We start from the raw sequence: 18,001 nt of genomic DNA on the forward strand, positions 1-18,001 counted from the left end.
GTGCGAAAGAGAGGATTCAAGGAGTACTTGGGAGTATCTTTGCGACGCGTTTGCGGATACCCTCAACAAAAATGGCAACCGCGGCCATATGATGCGCTGATTGGGTGAAATGGTACCTAAGACGAAAAGAGGAATTTTCCAAGTCCTTATGGATTCCTCTCCTAGGTCTTTGGCACACTCAAGCCATGCGACAGCATGAAAGGGAACCTTGAACAAGAAACCACTGGCAGGAAAGATCCGCGACACGGACTCCAGGGAGCTGAAATTCCAGGCACTGGCCGGAGATTTGCGCCGTGGCATCCTGGCCGGCACCTGGGCCGTGGGCGCCAAGCTGCCCACCGAGGCGCAGCTGGCGGCCGAGACCGGGTTGTCCCTCACCACGGTGCGTCGCGCCTATGAAGAGCTGGAACAGTCGCAGCTGGTGGTGCGCCGTCAGGGTGCCGGCAGCTTTGTCGCCGAGCGTCAGCCTGCCCGCCGACGTTCCCGTTTCACCGTGGGTGTGCTGCTGCCGGACACGCAGCTCTACTACCCGCGCGTGCTGCAGGGCATCGAGGAAACCCTTTCGGCGCAGGATGTCAGCCTGCGCCTGGCCACCTACAACTACCTGCCGGAGCGCGAGGATTCAAGCATCCAGTTCCTCATCGATGCCGGCGTGGACGGGCTGATTTTGGTGCCCACACTCACCGGAATCCCTGATCCGCAGCAGCGCGTGCGGGAGCTGAACTCGCTGAACGTCCCCGTGGTTTTGCTGGAACGCAGCCTCATGGATTTGGGCCCGGGAGACCGGACCGAGCATGTGTGTTCGGACCATCAAGGAGGCGCGTACGACGCCGTCACCCACCTGCGCGGCCTGGGCCACCGACACATTGCTCTCCTCACACGATCCAACACGCCCACTGCACCGGCCATCGAGGCCGGGTACGAGCGGGCCGCGGCCGACCTGGGCTTTGAACCCCTCGTGCTGAGGGCACTGAAGGCTGAGTGGGAGGCCGGGGCCGCGGAACAACTATTGCAGGACGTCCTGGCAACCGGTGCGAGCGCTGCCCTGGTCTTTGGTGACAGGGAGGCGGCCTTGTTGGAGGGCGCGGCCCGGCGGGCAGGGGTGAGCATCCCCGCAGATCTGGCCCTGGTGTCCTACGACGACGAGCTGGCCGACCTGGCCGAAGTGCCGCTGACAGCGGTTTCCCCCGCAAAGCACCGCATGGGGAAGATGGCGGCGGAGATCCTGCTGCGCCGCCTCGTCGAGGGCGATGACTGCCCCGTCCACCAGGTCCGGCTGCGGCCGCGCCTGGTGGTGCGCGACTCCTGCGGGGCAAAGAACAGCGCTGAAAAAGGCGCCCACAAACTACAACAACGTTTACAGAAATGAGTGAATCATGCGCTTGGGAATTATTGGGGCAGGTGCGGTCGCCGGACTTCATGCACAAGGAGCCGCCGACCTGCCAGGGCTGACCCTTGCCGCGGTATGCGATTTGAATGCGGACACGGCCGCGAAGGCTGCCGACCCCTGGGGTGCCGCCGTCTATACCGACTACCAGGAAATGCTGGCAGCGGGTGTGGTGGACGCGGTCGTCATCAACACACCCCACAGCCTGCACAAGGACATGGTGGTGGCTGCCGCCGCCCACGGCGTGCATGTGCTGGTGGAAAAGCCCATGGCCACAACGCTGGCGGACGCCCGGATCATGGAGGAGGCGTGCGCCGCGGCCGGTGTGGTCATGGTGGTGGGCATGATCCAGCACTTCATGGCTGAAAAGCTGGCGCTTCTTGCGGCGTTGGAATCCGGGGTGCTGGGCCGGGTGCTCATGATCCACGACTACCGCAGCACCGACTACCGCCCCGGCTCCCGTCCCGACTGGTTCTTTGACAAGGCCGTCTCCGGCGGCGGAGCGTTCATCAACATTGGCGCACACTGCCTGGACCGGAGCTTGTGGATTGGTGGCGCCCCGGCCGTGCGAATTTCCTCGACCACCCTGAACCGTTTTGGCGCGCCTGTGGAGACCGACGGGACCATGGAACTGTTGCTGGCCAACGGCGTCCAGCTGCGCATCGCCATTGTCTCCGACACCCCCGAGCACATCGATGAAATGCTCGTTGTGTGTGAGTTCGGTACCGTCACCGTCGATCCGCGCCAGGGCACGTTCATGGAGGTCGACGGCGTCCGCACCGTGCTGCACACCCGATCGGCCCGGGACATCCAGGACGCGTTCACGGCGCAGCTGGCCGACTTCTTCGCGGCCGTGGACGGCGGTGTGGAGCCGGCCGTCAGCGGTGACCACGCCAAACATGTGGTGGAGCTGGTCCTGGCCGCCTATGAATCCGCTGAGAGGGGGGCTCCGGTGGAGCTTTCCCCGGCACTGGCCCACTAAGTTCACGCACGACGGCGGGGGGTCACCTTGGCTGCCAAGGTGACCCCCCGCCGTCGTGCTGTGGCCGACGAGCTGCCGGCCTAGCGGTGCAGGCCGATTTCCGCCGTGCGGCCCATGAGCCCGGCCGTGTTGACCGTGACGACTGTGTTGCCGTCGGCGTCCAGTGACAGTGTGGCACCTGCGCCGGAGGTGATGCGCCGGTATTTGGTGCCGGCAATGGTTACTGAAACAGACTCGGCGGCCTGGGTGGGGTCGGCCACGGCCAGTGTGCCCTGGCCCGGGTTGCCGTCAAAGAGCGCGCAGGCGGCGCGGTCCGCGGAGATGGATCCCACCGTTCCTGGCTGCCAGAAGATGGCGGCTTCCTGCTTGACGCCGAAGGAAACACCCTGCCCCACGGCGTCATTGCGCAGCACCCGGGGCGCCTTGCGAGCTGCCTTCTCCGTGTTCTTCGGGGTGGCCCCGGGCAGCAGCGCATAGGCGTAGCCTGCGGCATCCGGGTTGGCGCCGTGGCTGATCAGCAAGGTGGCGTACTCGCGCTGGATGGCCGCGACGGGGCCGCTGGTGTGGATGTTTCGCCACGATCCTTCGCGTTGTTCCCGCAGCACCGTCACGGGTTCGTCCCCCAGGAAAAGGTAGCCTCCGGTGCCCTCCACGTGGGCCCACGTGGGGTTTTCGTGGACCTCGGTGATGCCGAGGGACGCGGTGTGCGTCCCGCCGTCGACCGTTATGTTGGCCCCGCCTTCTGAACCGAGGTTGCGGTGTTCCACCACGGTTTCCACCGGTGCGGTGCTGCCCGTGTGGATGTCCGCACCGAGGGCCACCACCATGTCAGGGGCGTAGAACCAGGCCTTGCGGGCCGCCATGCCGGTGCCTCCCGGGGCAATCAGGTGCATGCCGACGGCGCCGTTCCGGCCCAGGGTGGTGCCGCCGGTCCATTCATTCTTGGGAGTGATGGCACCCCACTGCCCCTCGACCCGTGGTGGCAGCGCCGTGGTGTCTGCCGTGATGCCGGGCAGCCGGCCAAGGTTTGCGGTGGGCCAGAATTCGTCGTCGAAGTGGTCGGCCTTGCCCGTGTAGAGGTAGGTCAGGCCGGAGCCTGTCTGGGCGCCCCAATCGTTTTCGCCGTTGCCGCATTCATACCAGGAGATGCGGTTGCTGCACAGGCCCAGGCTCACGGCCCAGCCATTGCCGCGGTACATCGAGCGGTCCATGCCGGCGAAGAAGCTGTGGCCCGGCGCCTCGGCGATGGGTGCCGTGCCGGAAGCGGCCAGCTCCTTCAGCAGGGCGGTGCGGGGAATGGAGGCGCCTGTCATGGGATTCTCAAAGGTGTTCCGCGAGATCCAGCCCTGGCACAGGCCGCGCCAGCGTGCCGCCGTGGCCGGGTCCACCGCACGGGACAGCAACAGGATCGATTCAATGGCCATGTCACCATTGGTATAGCTGCGCTCGTTGGCGCGTGAAATGGCGCGGCCGCGGACGGCATCCATCATTTGGCCGTTGTGCAGGAACGGTGCAAAGGAATCCTCCACAGTCTTGAACAGGATGTCGCGGCTGGGGTCCGACACCGCATGGTCCGATTCACCCAGCAAGGAGAACAGCTTGGCGAGGCCGCCGAGCAGCACCAGCCCATAGGTGCCTGTGTAGGCGATGGTGGAGTGCTGCACAAATGAGCCGTCGGAGAAGAATCCGTTGCCGCTGGTGACGTATTGCCACACTTCGCTCAGGGCGTCGATGGCTGCAGCCAGCCGGACGGGGTCGTTGGCAACAATGGAGCGGATGATGATGCCCTGGCAGATGTCCACCCGGTTGGCGCCCTCGGAGAGGATCGGCCCGCGTTCAGCAGGGAACTGCAGGGTGGGGTCCGGAATGTAGTGGTCTACGGCTGCTGCATAGCGGTCCAGCAGATCCGCCGGCACGTGGTTGCCAAGGATGGCCAGGGTTTCGCCCAGTGGCCGGGGCACACCGATTTCCCAGTTCCACCAGTTGCCGAATTCCTTCTGGTCCTTGTTGTAAATGAGGCGGTTGCTGTCCTCCAAGGCTGCCAGAATGTGGGCCAGCAATGTGGCGCTGCCCTCGTGGTGTGAGCCGGGGGTGGTCCAGGCGGCAGCCATTTGGGCCAGTCGCTTGTACGTCGTGACCATGTGCACATCGGAGGTGAACGCGGCGTCGGCGAAGACCTGCACCCGGCTGCCCTCCGGCAGCAGCCTGGCCACTGACTTGCTGACAGCGGAGTCCAGTGCAGCCAGTGAAACTGCGTAGTCCGCATCCCCTGCGGTGATCAGTTTCCGTCCGGTGACCTGGTCGGCCCACCGTTCGCGCAAGGCAGCAAGCTGCGGTGCGGTGGACGTCCCCGCGGCGTGGGCCAGCGGGGCAAAGCCTCCGGCGAGCAGGCCCCCAAATGTCAGGGCTCCCACGCCCTGCAGGATGTGTCGTCGAGTCAGTCCATGCGTCATTGCATAATTCCTTTGCTTCGCGGGCCCCGATACGTGGCGTCGGGACACCATGGGTAGCTAGCAGTCAAGGATGAACGCGGGGGAGGAATAAAGGACTACTTCACGCAACTGTCCTTTTGGACAAGGTTGTTACGTCTTAACAGTGAACTACGGAGGCCATTTGGTCCGAACAGTTTCTTTCTCGGCATGACAGCGAAGTCCTTCTTGATTCGTTGCTTCAGAGGCATATGTACTGTGGGTCACATTTGTTTTTCCGCAGTGTTCCTCAGGAGGACGATCCCCATGCCCGCTCCAACCACGAATATCAGCCGTCGCGGCCTGCTTGCTGTTGCAGCCGCCGGCGCGGCCACAGTGGCCGTTGTGCCCATGTCTCCAGCCGGCGCCGACACCCCGACGGAGGGCCAAGCCGCCCTGGTCCCCGCCGTGCCACCAGCAACGCTGGCCGAGCTGGAGGACACTGCGATGGCGCTGAAGCCACCGGTGTTCCTGTTGGAAACTGTGGTTCCCGCACAGTTCAGCACCTCCGACAAGTCGCCGTTGAACATTGTGTCCGAGGTGAACCACACCGGCAATTCCAGCCTGCGCTGGGACTACAAGTCCCACTCCGTGCTCACCGTGCAGGCGCCCTTGGGGATTGTGCCGCCCTCGGCTGCCTCGGGAGGCAACGGGGCGGATATCGGCCTGGACGTCAATACCCTGGCTTTCTGGGTGTATCAGTCCACGGCGTCATCTGGGAAGCTGCGCATCGAGGCCGGACGCGGCCGGCGCACGGATGCCTGGTGCGAGATGAACCTGAACTTCACCGGATGGCGGACGGCGTGGATCCGCTACCAGGACATGGACGGGAAGGCCCGGACGGACATGGACACGCTGCGTTTTGTGGCCCCGTCCGATACCGGGACCCTCCACCTCGACCAGCTAATCGTCAACCGGCCGCTGCGCTCGAACTTCCCGTGCCCGGACCGGCAGACGCCGTTTGTCAATCCCGGGGTCCACACGGATGCGAACCAGCACTGGCAGGACCTGCTCTGGTTCTCCCAGCTGGCCGCGGAACCGTTGCCTACCCCTGCTCCCACTGCCGGACAGCTGGCCGACCTGGACGCTGTCAAGGAAGCCTATGACCGGACGGTGCGCAAGCAAGTAAACGTCACGGCGGCTTCTGTTGACGCCATGGTGGCGAAAATTGACGCGTTGGGCGTGCCACAGCCAGGTGTTCTCGGCGGTGGAAAGCCAATCAACGGATACCAGATTTCGATCTACCCGCCGGTCATCGCGGCAGACATCAACCGGCTCGCTCCGACGATTGGATTGAAGGACTTCACCAATCAGATGTTTGAGGTGGCCTCGGCCTACGACTCGACGAAGGACGCAGCTCTGCAGAGCAGCTTGGCCGATCTGTACCTCCGGTTGCTCGACTACTTCCATGATCAAGGATGGACCGAAGGCAGCGTCCAAGGGACCATTCACCACCTCGGCTACCAGAATCGGGGCTTCTACGACTCGGTGTGGCTGATGCGGGAGCTGCTGGCGTCGCGGGGCAGGCTCGACGAAGTGCGGGAAACCCTGCACTGGATGGTGGGCGTGGGCAGGATCCGGATGGGGACGGAGCATGCCGACGTGTTCTACAGCGGCGTTTTCGACATCCTCAACACGACACTGCTGGCCTTGCTGGGCAGTGTCTTGCTCACCGACGGGGAGGCATCCCAAGTGGCTCACCTGAGTTTGCTGCAGCAGTGGCTAAACCACGCCATCAGCCCATCACCGGGGATCCAAGGCGGATTCAAGCCCGACTCCGCAACCTTCCACCACATGGGCCACTATCCGGCATACGCGCGAGACGGGCTGAGCAAAGGGGCACCGGCGCTGGCCGTGCTCTCGGGCACCAGCTTCGCGATCTCCCCGGAATCGCACGAGCGCTGGAACCAGGCCCTGCTGGCGATGCGTTTCTACTCCAACAAGAACAACTTTCCGATCAGCCTGTCCAACAGGCACCCCAAGGGTGGCGAATCGCTGACGCTGGACGCCTACCGGGTGATGACACTGGCCGGAAGCCCGGATGGCAAACAGGCGCTGGACCCGGTCATGGGGGCTGCGTTCCTGCGGCTTCTGCCGGCAAAGCCCTCTTCGGCGCAACGTGAATTGGCGGATCAGCTGGCGGGTGCAGGCGTGCTCGCGGAACCAGACCCGACTGGGTGCCAGGTCATGAACCATGCCGCGCTTGTTTCGCAGCGGCGGGATGGCTGGCTCGTCTCCGTGCGAGGGCACAACCGCCACCTGTGGTCCACTGAGATCTACGGTGGTTCCAACGAATATGGTCGCTACGTCACCTATGGCCAAGTGCAGGTGATGAGTGGTGGGGACCCGGTGAGCAATGCTGGCTCGGGCTTTGTCCAACCCGGTTGGGACTGGAACAGGTTCCCGGGGACGACCGCGATCCAGCTGCCATTTGAGAAGTTGGCCGCTGCCATCAACCCCTTGGGTGAGGAGATGCTGCTGACAGACCAGCGTTTGGGCGGTGGCGGTGTGATTGGCGGCAAGAACGGCGCGTTCCTGATGAGCCTGCATGAAAGTGAGGTGTACGACGGTTCGTTTTATGCCCGCAAGTCAGTGTTCCTTTTTGACAACAGGGTGGTGGCCCTGGGCAGCGGGATTGAGAACCGCGACCGTAAGAACAGCACGCAAACAACCCTGTTCCAATGCCATTTGGCCGACGCTTCCGTGCCGACGCAGGATTCGCGGGTGGGCGCGATCACCTCGCTTCCCTACAGTAACGGCGGCGAGCTTGAGGATCCGGTGTGGCTCCTTGATCCACAAAATGTCGGCTACTACGTGCCCCGCCGCCAGCGTCTGGAGGTGTCCCGGTCGGTGCAAACAGCGCCGGACCAGAGCGGCAAGACCGAGGGTGCGCTGCCGTATGCGACAGCAGTCCTTGATCACGGGAGCAGGCCGAAGCGCGAAAAATACGAGTACGCCATGGTGGTGGGTGCCACGGCGGAAGCCATGACGTCCTTCACGGAGGAGATGGGCCGGCGGGACGGTGCCCCCTACAAGGTGCTCCGGCACGACGACACCGCGCATGTGGTGCAGGACCGGGACACCGGAATCACTGCGTACGCAGTGTTCGAAGCCACCAAAAAGCTCACCGACGGTGTGGTGAAGGCGGTTGACACCCCGTCAGTGGTGCTGGTCCAGCCCGACGGCGCGGAACTGATTGTCTCGGTGACCGACCCCGACCTGCGCTTCTACAATGGCAAGGACAAGTCCGACCCGCTGCAGTCCCCGTATGGGGCACCGTGGCGCCAATTGCCCAGCCAGGGAAGCCAGATCACAGTGGAATTGGAAGGGCAGTGGACATCCAGCTCGCCGGGAGTCTCGGTTCGTTCCGGGCGCCGCACCACAACGATCCTCGTGTCCTGCGCGGGCGGCATGACGAATGAACTGCGGCTGACGAGGTCCTAGAGCGGCAACGAGGCAGGAAGCGCGGCACCCGCTGGCCACCACAGCCGGTGCCGCCGCCAGGCGCGGACTGTGCGGCGACGGCGGCCTCCGGGTGCCCGGCTCTGCCGCTAAATACCGTCCCAGTTCGGCCCCGTGAACGCGCCCAGCGGGTCGGAGATGTTGCCGGGTCCGCCGATCGGGCTGTGCTGTCCCGCGCCGGCAACGGGCAGCGCAGCACCATCAAACTCAGGCACGCCGTGTTGCGCAAACCAGCCGGCCAGCCGCGAACGCAGGCCCGGCAGCGAGGGGTGCGGAACGGCGTCGTGCATCAAGTTCACGCGCTCACCAGGGTCGGCCACCAGGTCATACAGCTCATGCGGGCCGTGCGGGTAGCGGTGGACATACTTGAAGTCACGGGTGCGGATCATGCGGACGGGCCCGTATTCGTCATAAACCACGACGGCGCCTCCCGCCCTTTCAGCTGCCGGTCCGCCGTCCGCCTGCGTGCCGTCGGCGTGGCGCAGGAGCGGGGCAAAGGATGTGCCCGGGCCCGTCTCGAAGGGGGCGGGGTCGAGGCCGGCGAGGTCCAGGATGGTGGCGGCGACGTCATAGGCCGAGAGCAGTTCCTGGCGGACCTGGTCGCGGGTGATGCGGCCTGGCCAGTGGAAGATGGCGGGGACCTTGACGGAGGAGTCGTACATGTTTTGCGGGAAGGTGCCGTTGCCCTTGCCCCAGACACCGTGGTGGCCGCAATTGAAGCCGTTGTCGCTGCTGAAGATGACCAGCGTGTTCTCACGCAGGCCCAGGTGCTCCAGCTGGTCCATGATCCGCCCGATCGCGGCATCCATGGCGCTGACCGCGGCGAAGTAGCCAACGAGTGCGGCCCGCACATCCGGCTCGCCGCCGATCGCCACCCCGTCAACGGTTGGCTGCCAGGGATGCGGTTCCTCCTGCGGGCAGCTCTCGAACGCGCAGTCCTTGTAGAGGTCCTCGAATTCCTTGGGGTGCTGGCCCTTCCATGGCTTGTGCGGGGCTGTGTAGTTGACGGCGAGGAAGAACGGCTCGGCACCGGGACCCGCACCCCCTCCGGGGCCCGCACCCCCGGCGGGCGCCCAGCCCTGCCGCGCGGCCTCCCGATCAAGGAATGCCTGTGCATCCTCCGTGATGGCGTCGGTCAGGTACGTGGTGGTTTCCTCGCGCTCGCCGTTGCGGTACATCGTGGCACCGGTGTACGGGCTGCCTCCGCCCTCGAGCCCGTACCAGTGGACGAAGCCCTTGCGCGGGGCGTCGTTGGCGCCCATGTGCCACTTGCCGGACAGGCCCATCCGGTAGCCGTTCTCGGCCAGGACGTCGGTGAATATCTGCTGCCCGGCCAGGTAGTCGGGGGCGCCGGCGCCCACCTCGACGCCTGTCAGGTAGTCGTGCACACCATGCCGGGACGGGATCTGCCCTGTCATCAGGCTGGCCCGTGCGGGGGAGCAGACGGGGGAGACGCAGAAAAAGTTTTCCAGGCGGGTGCCGTCGGCGGCAAGCCGGTCAAGGACGGGGGTGTGAATGTCCTCATTGCCGGCGCAGCCCAAGGCCCACGGCCCCTGGTCGTCGCTGAGGATGAACACAATGTTGGGCAGTTCCGGTGCGCCAGGCTGGGTGGAATTGTTGCTGGTGGCGGGGGTGGGGTGTGCCGGGCGGGTCATCATTGCTCCTTGAAAGGGTGGAATCACCAGAAATACCAGTGTTGCACGAGAGGAATAAAGGAGTACTTGAAAGGGGGTCGAACATTGATGGAAAGCGGTTTCCGCATTAGTGTTGAGGAACACCAACGATTGCTGTAGAAAGGGCCATCATGCCTTTGGCGTTCTCCACCCTGGGTTGCCCGGGGGACACACTTGCCCAGGTCATCGACACCGCCCGCGACGCCGGGGCCACGGGACTCGAGATCCGCGTTGCCGACGGGCAGTTCGCCCACCCCGGCATGGACAAGGCCGCCCGCGCCACGATCGCCTCGGCGCTCGCCGACGCCCGTCTCACGCTGGTGACGCTGGCCAGCTACGTCCGCGTGTGTGCCCCGCTGGAGCAGGAGAATTCCGACGGCGGTTCCCCCACCTTGGGTGCGGCGGCCGCTGCCGCGGCGACCACCGCGGTGACCGCCGCCGGTGCCGGCGACGCCCATGGTGAGCCCGGCGCAAACGATCCGGTACTCGCGGACTTGTTGGCCGCCGTCGAACTTGCCGCTGATCTGTCGGCAGGAAATGCCGGGGCCGGTGCGCAGTTGCGGGTGTTTCCGGGTGCCGGCATCGAACCGTGCGAATCGGGGGCCGAGCCGTCCCCGGAGTTGCTGGCCGCGGACCGGCTGGGGGCGCGCAGGCTCAATGCCGCGGGGCAGCGTGCCAGGGAGCTGGGCGTGACCATCCTGCTGGAAACCCACGACTCGCACCCGCGGGCCTGCGACATTGTGCGAATTCTGGCGCATGTTGCTGCCGACGCGCCGGTCAAGGTTATTTGGGACCTGATGCATCCGTGGCGTCACGACGAGGCGCCCGAACACACGGCGGAACTGCTGGCCGATTCGCTGGCGTATGCACAATATAAGGACGGCGTGCGGAATCCGGGAACGAACACCGTGACGCTCACGCTACCGGGCGAGGGGGAGCTGCCGCTGCTTGCGATGCGGGAATTGGTGGCGGGCATTTCTGCGGCGCACGGGATTACGGATCCGTGGATTTCGCTGGAATGGGAGCGGGCCTGGCATCCGCACCTGCCGCCGGTTGCCGTCGCGCTGGAATCCCTGAAGTCTGTCCTGTCCCTCTAGGCCTGAATTACGTCCTTATATATAGGAGAAGCAATGTCCGCTGCCGCAACGAAGAGCCAACCCAACATCGTCGTCATCATTTCCGATGACCACGGTTACGCCGACCGGTCCATCCTGGGTGTCCAGGATGATGTGAACACGCCCGCCATGGACCGCCTGGCACAGGAGGGCGCGTCCTACACCAACGCATATGTGACGGCGCCCATTTGCTCCCCGTCGAGGGCGGGCCTGGCAGCAGGCAGCTACCAGCAGCGGTGGGGTGCGCGCTGGTTTACCGACTCGGAAATCGGGCCCGAAGACGTGCCCACCATGGCGGAGCTGCTGCGCGGGGAGGGTTACACCACCGGCTACTTCGGCAAGGTCCACTACGGCACCGAGCACCACGGGGACCGAGGCACGCCGCCGCAGCACGGCTACGATGAATCGTTCTACGGGCTGGCCGGGGAATCCATGGGCCGGCTCAACTACCTCCACCATTCCGAAGAGTCAGTGGAGGAGTATGGCGAGGCAGCATTTCCCATGGCGGTGCAGCCGCTGTGGAATGGCGAAGAGCCGCAGGAACTGGAAGGCTTCCTGACAGACGCCATCGGCGAGCGGACGCGGGCGTTCGTGGCCGAACATGCGGACAAGCCGTTCCTGGCCACCGTGGCGTTCAACGCCGTGCATAACTTTTGCTGGCAGCTGCCTGCGGAGGAGCTCGCCAAGCGCGGACTCCCGGCCTATGAGGACTGGAACCCCGGTGCCAGCGAATACATTGACTGGTACGACGGCGCCATCAGCCCCCACCTGGAGAACGGCCGTGCCTATTACCTGGCTCAGCTGGAGCTCATGGATGCGCAGATCGGGCTCATCCTCGACCAGCTCGACGAACTTGGTCTGGCGGAGGACACCATCGTCGTCTACCTGACGGACAACGGCGGTTCCACCTGCAACTATGGGGTCAACCTGCCCCTGCGCGGCACCAAATACACGCTCTGGGAGGGCGGCGTGCGCGTGCCGTTCCTGCTGCGCTGGCCGGGCCGGGTCCCCGCCGGTGCCGTCCACGAGGGGCTGACGAGTTCCCTGGACATCCTGCCCACCGCCATGGCTGCCGCCGGTGCGGACCCTGCCGCCTACGCGCACAGCGACGGCCGGGACCTGCTCGCCACCGACGGCCACGAGGCCCTGCACTGGGATTGCGGCTGGCAGTGGTCGGTGCGCCGCGGCGACTGGAAGTTACACTGGGTGGAGCCCGGCTCGCCCGTGGCGGAGGCCATCAGGGACGTGGAGCACGCCGAGCCCGGCAGCGGCTACTTCCTGTGCAACCTGGCTGCGGATCCTGCCGAGACCACAAACCTGTACGACGCCGAACCAACAGTCGCGGCTGAGCTCACCGCCTTGCGTGGGGCCTGGCTGGCAGACGTGGGGAGTACCGGGCAAGGTGCCTTGCCGGAGCCTGCAACCGTTTCCTAACAACCCCTTGTTTTCCTAATGGTGTTAGGCGCACACTGGGGGCATGGAGATTCTCCAGAACGGGGCCCCGGGCGGGCCCCGAAACGTTACTCAGGACAGGAGCCGGACCGCTCCCCAGAACGGGCCCCCGGACAGGCGCCAGCTCCGCCGGCAGGCCACGATCGAGGAAATCCTCGCCGCGGCCATACACCTGATGGCGTGCGACGGGGTGGCTGGCATGTCTCTCTCGGCCGTGGCCCGTGCCGTGGGCATGAAGCCGCCGTCGCTCTATGAGTACTTTCCATCCAAGCTGGCACTCTACGATGCCCTCTTTGCGCACGGTGCCGCGCAGCTGTTAGCCGCCGTGAACACGGCCGGCAACCACCCCCGCCACATGGATGACCCGGTTGCTGCCCTGTTTGCCGGTGCCCGCGCGTATGTGGCGTGGTCGCTGGCGCATCCCGTCAGCGCGCAGCTGCTCAACTGGCGCCCGGTCCCCGGCTTCCAACCCTCGGCCGGGGCCTTCGCGCCAAGTCTCGCCATGGTCGCCCAGACCCGGGCGCTGCTAGCGCTCGCTGTCGGGCGGGGCCGGCTCACCCCGGCCGCCACCACCGACGAGGCACTGCTGCTGTTCACCTCGGTGATTGCCGGCGTCGTCTCCCAACAATTGGCCAATGAGCCGCACGCCAACCCCGCCGAAGGCCGGTACTCACGTCTGCTCGAGCCCGCACTGACAATGTGGCTGGCCTACTACACGCCCTGAGGAGGGCACCATGAATTCCACCGTCAATGCCACCACCATCGCCCCAACCGACAAGGGGGCCGCCGGGGACGCCTACCCATCCGTCATGAACGCCGTGGCCACTTCCTTCGAGGCGCTCACCCCGGCACAGTGGGAAACGGGGACCGAATGCACGGGGTGGACCGTTCGCGACCTGGCCGCTCACCTGCTGGGTGCCCAGGAAGACGCGCTCAGCGTGCCAACCGTGTTGTGGCGCAGGTTAAGGGGACGACGGCGCTACCCGCACCTCTCGCTGCTGGATGCCGCCAACCAGGTTCAGGTCGATGACCATGCAGCGCTGGAACCGGCGGAGCTGTGCCGGACGTACCGGGAGAACATCCCCGGGGTGGCCAAGCGCGTGCGCACCTTTCCCGGGGCGCTTGCCGGGATCGCCGTGGACAAGACCATGGCACCCGGGAATGCGCCGCTGCGGCTGGGGTACCTGTTCAACGTGATCTATCTGCGGGACGCCTGGATGCACGGCATTGACCTGGCCAGGGCAGCCGGATTCCCGCGCGTTGCCACGGACGCCGACGCCACGGTGCTGGAACAAATCCTGCGCGACGCCGCCACAGCGTGGGGTGCGGGAGCCGCCGTCGAACTCGTCCTGAGCGGGGAGCTGGCAGGGACGTGGCAGCTGGGGGACGGCGAGCCGCAGGGGCAGCTGGGCGCGGACGGGATCGAGCTGTGCCGCAGCCTGTCGGGCCGGCTGCCTGAATCGGGGATCAGCACCGCATCCGGCAATCCGGTGCTCGCCGCCCGGCTGGCGGAGCTGCGGATCGTGTTCTAAGCAGATCCATGTGGCAGTTGTTGGACGCCGAAAGCGCTTTTCGGGCGTTTTTCGTCCTGTTTTTCGTCCAACAACTGCAGCATGGATTTCGGGGAGGGGTGTCAGGTAAGGCGGGCGTAGATTTCCACCGGAGCCAGCAGCCCCGAGCGGAATGCCGCCAGCAGGTTGACCATGGCGTCCCGGTCCACTCCGGCGGGGCCGCCGTTTGTTGTTACCCGTTCCAGAAACTCAATGCCCTCGGCCAGCGGCTTGGCCTCATAATCCACCGTGAAACCTGCCTGGGCCAGGGCGTCGCTGTAGGCCAGGGGCGGCTGCACGAAGGACGTGTCAGCCGTCGCGGCCCACGGCAGGGGATAGTGCTCAACGTCGCCGCCCATGAGCATGATGTCGTACACGGCAAAGACACTGCCCGGGCGCAGCACGCGCGCGGTCTCGGCAAACGCCGTGTCCTTGTCCTGGATGTTCATGCCCACATGGACCATGAGCGCCGTATCAAAGGAATCTTCGCCAAAAGGCAGGGAGAGGATGCTGCCCTGACTGAACGTAACCTGCCCGGACAAGCCGGTCCGCTCCGTGAGCGAGCGGGCGATGGCAACGAATTGCGGGGTCAGGTCGATGCCGTGGACTGTGGCGCCAAAGTCATGCGCCACATGGCGGGACACCCCGCCCATGCCCGAACCCAGATCCAGGACGTGGCTGCCGGCGTTGATGCCGGCACGGCCGGCAACGCGGGTTGTGGCGGCGGCCCCGCCTATGTGCAGCTGGTCCGCGCCACGCAAGTTCGCGGGTGAAAAGCTGTCCGGGGTGCCGCCGTCGGCCTTGACCATCCCCAGTAGTTGTTCCTCAATGTTGCCGCGTCCGTAATGTGCGGACACCGTCTCCTCGTAGCCCATGGCTCCTCCAAGGCAAATGCAAACCATTCGCTGGTGTTCCAGCGATTTTTTGATCCTACTCCGACCGGCGGGCGCGGGCACGGGGGAGTTTTTTAAGGAGCACGATTGCGGCAGCGTTGGGAAAAAACAGCCGCAGGGAAGTGGTGCGGTGTTTCGGAAAAGTGGGCTTTATAGTGGTGCGGAGTTCGGGTTGATGGTACGGGTGTGCCATATCGCAGGCTTGCCCCGAACCGGCCCCCGCTTGCCGGCCTTGCCGTTAAAGTCGACGGCGGATGGTGACCGCGCGCATCACGCTGGCACCCATCATGAGAAACGCTGCGGGGAGGGCGATCATGGCTACCCAGTTGAATCCCGGCCACGGCGTTCCGCCGGCCCACTTGCTGATCAAGACCACAATGAGTGCAATCAGGGCCAGCACGGCCAACGCCATCGCGGTGTAGTTGAAAATTTGCCAGGTGCGGCCGACGGTCTGTGGTGCGGAATAGTGCGGGCTCATGTCCATAACGCTAACAGCGGACAGGAACAGGGCAAAGCCACAGTAATTTCATCGACGCGGTAATCTAGACACTAGTAGAGCTGTACCACCTGTCACTGCAGGGATCGCCCGCCAGATTCCCGCCCTCCATACCCGGGCGCAAGGAAACAGCGCAGAGCAACCGCACCGGCACGGAAAGCAGCTTACGACTTTCGACTTTTAAGGGGTAAAGCAAGTGCCTATCGGCAAAGTGAAGTGGTACGACAACGAAAAAGGCTTCGGCATCATCGCAGCCGACGACGGCCGTGAAGTATTCCTGCGCGCCAACGCCCTGCCCGCTGACGCAGGTGACATCAAGCCCGGCATGCGCCTGGAATTCGGTGTCGCCGACGGACGCAAGGGCGCCCAGGCCATGGCGGCCAAGATTCTTGACCGCAGTGCATCGGTTGTCAAGGCCAAGCGGATGCCCGCCCGTGACTTGGCCCCTATTGTGCAGGACCTTGTGTCCCTGCTGGAGCATTCTGTGGGAACCCTGACCAACGGCAAATATCCTGACGGTGACGCGAGCAAAATTGCCGCAGCGCTGCGCAAGGTAGCCGACAACTTTGACGCGTAACGGTGCCCACCATGACTGAACTGCCCGGCGACACAGCCGCCCCTTCCAGCGATGCCGCAATGTCACGACATGGTGTTCCGGTGTGGCGGGTGGGCAAGCCTGACGCCTTCCTGGCCGCCGACGTGGCGACAGCCCGTGAGGCCATCCGGAGCATTGCCGGCGATGCCGAGATTGGTGAGCACCTGGGTGCCCGCAGCGAGGGTGTCCGGTGCGTGACGCACCTGTTCGAGTCGAAGAAGCAAGGGTACGGCGGTTGGGTGTGGTTTGCCTCGCTGGCCCGTGTTTCCCGCGGCAAGGACTCAACCGTCAACGAGGTGGGCATGCTTCCCACCGACGATTCTGTGCTGGCTCCGCCGTGGGTTCCGTGGGCCGAACGGGTCCGCCCGGAGGACCAGGAAGCCGCAGCCGCTGCCGAGGCGGCCGCTGAGCAGGCGCGTGCAGGCCATGCCGGTGCGGGTGCTGCTGAAGACGATCACGACGGCGCAGAGGATGACAGTGCCGGGCACGACGACGCTGAGCACGACGACGCGGACGATGCCAGCGATGCTGACGGCGACGCATCCGATGACTATGCATCCGATGACGACGGATCCGCAACAGAATAACGGCACCAACCAGTTCAGGCCGCCTCCACACTGTGGAAGCGGCCTGAACTGGTTAAAAACGGGTTCGTGAACCTTAGATGTTTTCGATCACGTAGTCGATGCACTTGATCAGTGCGCTGACGTCTTCGGGATCAATGGCAACAAACGTCGCGATGCGCAGCTGGTTGCGGCCGAGCTTGCGGTACGGCTCGGTGTCCACAATGCCATTGGCGCGCAGCACCTTGGCCACGGCGGCTGCATCCACCGACTCGTTGAAGTCAATGGTGACAATGACGTTGGAACGGTCATCCGGGTTGATCACAAAGGGACTTGCGACGGCGGATTCCTCGGCCCAGGTGTACAGGCGGCCGGCGGAGTCGGCGGTGCGAGCGGAGGCAAAATCGATGCCGCCGTTGCTGTTGAGCCACTGGACCTGGTTGTTCATGGTGACAAGGGTGGAGAGCGCAGGCGTGTTGTACGTCTGGTTCAACAGGGAGTTGTCAATGGCAGTGTTCAGGTTCAGGAAGTCGGGCACCCAGCGGTTGGAGGCACCAATGCGCCTGGCCCGCTCAATCGCAGCGGGAGAGAACAGCCCAAACCAGAGTCCGCCGTCGGACGCGAAATTCTTTTGCGGGGCGAAGTAGTACACATCGCTTTCACGCACATCCACGGCCAGGCCGCCAGCGGACGAGGTGGCATCGACCAGGACGAGGGCGCCCTCATCGGCACCGGCCACGCGCTTCACGGGAGCGGCGACGCCGGTGGAGGTCTCATTCTGCGGCCAGGCATAGGTGTCCACGCCGGCCTCGGCAACAGGCAGCGGGCGGGTGCCGGGCTCGGCCGTGATGATGGAGGAGGCGGCCAGGAACGGTGCGTTGTTGGTGGCGGAGGCAAACTTGGAGCCAAACTCGCCGAAGGACAGGTGTTGGGCTTTGTTCTCCACCAGGCCAAACGCTGCAACGTCCCAGAAAGCGGTGGAGCCGCCAACGCCGAGGATGACCTCGTAGTCGTCGGGGGCGTTGAAGAACTGCTTCAGGCCGCTGCGGACCTCTCCCACGAGGTTCTTAACGGGAGCTTGGCGGTGGGAAGTGCCCAAAAGTGAAGCGCCTGCTTTGGAAAGCGCCGCAACCTGCTCGGGACGGACCTTGGAGGGGCCGGCACCAAAGCGGCCGTCGACCGGGCGCAGGTTGGCGGGAATGGTGAGGGGCGTGGGTTCGCTCACGAGTTGCTCCAAAAATTAAGCGATGGAAGTTATATGGGTGCCAGGGGCTGTTGCCAATTCTGCCGTAGAACTTCGCTGAGAGGAAAAATGCGGCGGGCGCCGAAATAATGTGCGACGGCGTGGGGTTGGCTTAAGAGGGT

General features: G+C 64.9%; 14 protein-coding genes. 9 read left to right on the forward strand and 5 right to left on the reverse strand.

Annotation, left to right across the window (positions count from 1 at the left end):
• Positions 1-208 precede the first annotated feature (208 nt).
• Both art_RS17485 and art_RS17490 read left to right on the forward strand, forming a co-directional pair.
• A complete protein-coding gene (locus art_RS17485; protein ID WP_052136723.1) occupies positions 209-1,369 on the forward strand; it encodes a substrate-binding domain-containing protein in 1,161 nt (386 codons plus the stop codon).
• A 7-nt stretch (positions 1,370-1,376) separates the two neighbouring features.
• Positions 1,377-2,369, forward strand: coding sequence for a Gfo/Idh/MocA family protein (locus tag art_RS17490; protein ID WP_038466908.1), 993 nt, complete (start codon positions 1,377-1,379; stop codon positions 2,367-2,369).
• A gap of 80 nt (positions 2,370-2,449) precedes the next feature.
• Here art_RS17490 and art_RS17495 read toward each other — a convergent pair whose 3' ends face one another.
• Positions 2,450-4,822, reverse strand: coding sequence for a polysaccharide lyase 8 family protein (locus art_RS17495; protein WP_038466911.1), 2,373 nt, complete (start codon positions 4,820-4,822; stop codon positions 2,450-2,452).
• 282 nt (positions 4,823-5,104) lie between these two features.
• Between art_RS17495 and art_RS17500 the strand changes: the two genes are divergently transcribed.
• Complete coding sequence (locus art_RS17500) at positions 5,105-8,281, forward strand: chondroitinase family polysaccharide lyase (protein ID WP_038466913.1); 3,177 nt, start codon at positions 5,105-5,107, stop codon at positions 8,279-8,281.
• 107 nt (positions 8,282-8,388) lie between these two features.
• On the opposite strand, the gene art_RS17505 is transcribed toward art_RS17500, so the two are convergent.
• On the reverse strand, positions 8,389-9,957 hold the full coding sequence (locus tag art_RS17505; RefSeq protein ID WP_253901402.1) for a sulfatase-like hydrolase/transferase: 1,569 nt from the start codon (positions 9,955-9,957) through the stop codon (positions 8,389-8,391).
• A gap of 146 nt (positions 9,958-10,103) precedes the next feature.
• On the opposite strand from art_RS17505, the gene art_RS17510 reads away from it, so the two are divergent.
• Genes art_RS17510 through art_RS17525 form a run of 4 tightly spaced genes read left to right on the forward strand, consistent with a single transcriptional unit; the run spans position 10,104 to position 14,071 of the window.
• Positions 10,104-11,069 carry a sugar phosphate isomerase/epimerase gene (locus tag art_RS17510; protein ID WP_052136725.1) on the forward strand — a complete coding sequence of 322 codons (966 nt, stop codon included), beginning with the start codon at positions 10,104-10,106 and terminating at the stop codon, positions 11,067-11,069.
• Between the two features lie 33 nt (positions 11,070-11,102).
• The gene (locus tag art_RS17515) at positions 11,103-12,521 is read left to right on the forward strand and encodes a sulfatase (protein ID WP_052136726.1); all 1,419 of its coding nucleotides are present in this window, start codon (positions 11,103-11,105) and stop codon (positions 12,519-12,521) included.
• Positions 12,522-12,564: 43 nt separating this feature from the next.
• Entirely contained in the window at positions 12,565-13,263 is a 699-nt protein-coding gene (locus art_RS17520; protein ID WP_082000399.1) for a TetR/AcrR family transcriptional regulator, read from the forward strand.
• Between the two features lie 10 nt (positions 13,264-13,273).
• Positions 13,274-14,071 carry a maleylpyruvate isomerase family mycothiol-dependent enzyme gene (locus art_RS17525; RefSeq protein ID WP_038466916.1) on the forward strand — a complete coding sequence of 266 codons (798 nt, stop codon included), beginning with the start codon at positions 13,274-13,276 and terminating at the stop codon, positions 14,069-14,071.
• 101 nt (positions 14,072-14,172) lie between these two features.
• Here the strand turns inward: art_RS17525 and art_RS17530 are convergent, their stop codons facing one another.
• Positions 14,173-14,964 (reverse strand): class I SAM-dependent methyltransferase, encoded by a 792-nt coding sequence (locus art_RS17530; RefSeq protein WP_038466919.1) that lies wholly within the window; start codon positions 14,962-14,964, stop codon positions 14,173-14,175.
• A 256-nt stretch (positions 14,965-15,220) separates the two neighbouring features.
• Positions 15,221-15,460 carry a hypothetical protein gene (locus art_RS17535; RefSeq protein ID WP_038466922.1) on the reverse strand — a complete coding sequence of 80 codons (240 nt, stop codon included), beginning with the start codon at positions 15,458-15,460 and terminating at the stop codon, positions 15,221-15,223.
• A 214-nt stretch (positions 15,461-15,674) separates the two neighbouring features.
• On the opposite strand from art_RS17535, the gene art_RS17540 reads away from it, so the two are divergent.
• A complete protein-coding gene (locus art_RS17540) occupies positions 15,675-16,055 on the forward strand; it encodes a cold-shock protein (protein ID WP_038466925.1) in 381 nt (126 codons plus the stop codon).
• 11 nt (positions 16,056-16,066) lie between these two features.
• Positions 16,067-16,660 (forward strand): DUF3027 domain-containing protein, encoded by a 594-nt coding sequence (locus tag art_RS17545; RefSeq protein ID WP_082000588.1) that lies wholly within the window; start codon positions 16,067-16,069, stop codon positions 16,658-16,660.
• Positions 16,661-16,733: 73 nt separating this feature from the next.
• Here the strand turns inward: art_RS17545 and serC are convergent, their stop codons facing one another.
• Positions 16,734-17,861 carry a phosphoserine transaminase gene (gene serC / locus art_RS17550; protein ID WP_038466928.1) on the reverse strand — a complete coding sequence of 376 codons (1,128 nt, stop codon included), beginning with the start codon at positions 17,859-17,861 and terminating at the stop codon, positions 16,734-16,736.
• Positions 17,862-18,001 lie beyond the last annotated feature (140 nt).

It is taken from the genome of Arthrobacter sp. PAMC 25486 (assembly GCF_000785535.1).
GTDB lineage: Bacteria > Actinomycetota > Actinomycetes > Actinomycetales > Micrococcaceae > Specibacter.

Coding starts and splice junctions, on each gene's coding strand:
- art_RS17490 (WP_038466908.1), top strand. CDS start 1,377: ATGCGCTTGGGAATTATTGGGGCAGGTGCGGTCGCCGGACTTCATGCA.
- art_RS17495 (WP_038466911.1), bottom strand. CDS start 4,822: ATGACGCATGGACTGACTCGACGACACATCCTGCAGGGCGTGGGAGCC.
- art_RS17500 (WP_038466913.1), top strand. CDS start 5,105: ATGCCCGCTCCAACCACGAATATCAGCCGTCGCGGCCTGCTTGCTGTT.
- art_RS17505 (WP_253901402.1), bottom strand. CDS start 9,957: ATGATGACCCGCCCGGCACACCCCACCCCCGCCACCAGCAACAATTCC.
- art_RS17510 (WP_052136725.1), top strand. CDS start 10,104: ATGCCTTTGGCGTTCTCCACCCTGGGTTGCCCGGGGGACACACTTGCC.
- art_RS17515 (WP_052136726.1), top strand. CDS start 11,103: ATGTCCGCTGCCGCAACGAAGAGCCAACCCAACATCGTCGTCATCATT.
- art_RS17520 (WP_082000399.1), top strand. CDS start 12,565: ATGGAGATTCTCCAGAACGGGGCCCCGGGCGGGCCCCGAAACGTTACT.
- art_RS17525 (WP_038466916.1), top strand. CDS start 13,274: ATGAATTCCACCGTCAATGCCACCACCATCGCCCCAACCGACAAGGGG.
- art_RS17530 (WP_038466919.1), bottom strand. CDS start 14,964: ATGGGCTACGAGGAGACGGTGTCCGCACATTACGGACGCGGCAACATT.
- art_RS17535 (WP_038466922.1), bottom strand. CDS start 15,460: ATGAGCCCGCACTATTCCGCACCACAGACCGTCGGCCGCACCTGGCAA.
- art_RS17545 (WP_082000588.1), top strand. CDS start 16,067: ATGACTGAACTGCCCGGCGACACAGCCGCCCCTTCCAGCGATGCCGCA.